1 protein-coding gene is annotated in these 225 nt (G+C 63.6%); it reads left to right on the plus strand.

Translation table 11 applies throughout. The annotated features are described in order from the left end of the window. A partial coding sequence (locus tag EZI54_RS24275; protein WP_242674599.1) for a reverse transcriptase domain-containing protein occupies window positions 1-225 on the plus strand: 225 nt, incomplete at both ends.

A 225-nucleotide genomic window follows, 5' to 3' on the forward strand; every position in this document is an offset into this window, starting at 1 on the left:
CGAGACGGGAAGGCACGCCGCAAGGCGGCCCGCTGTCGCCTTTGCTCTCCAACGTACTCCTGACCGAATTGGACCAGGAACTGGAGCGGCGAGGTCATCGGTTCTGCCGCTATGCGGACGACTGCAACATCTACGTCCGAAGCGAGCGAGCCGGCCATCGTGTGATGGCGAGTCTGACCCACTTCCTGAAAGCACGCCTGCGCCTGACGGTGAACGCGGCGAAGA

The organism is Marinobacter halodurans, from assembly GCF_004327985.1.
In the GTDB taxonomy this organism is placed as follows: Bacteria; Pseudomonadota; Gammaproteobacteria; order Pseudomonadales; family Oleiphilaceae; genus Marinobacter_A; species Marinobacter_A halodurans.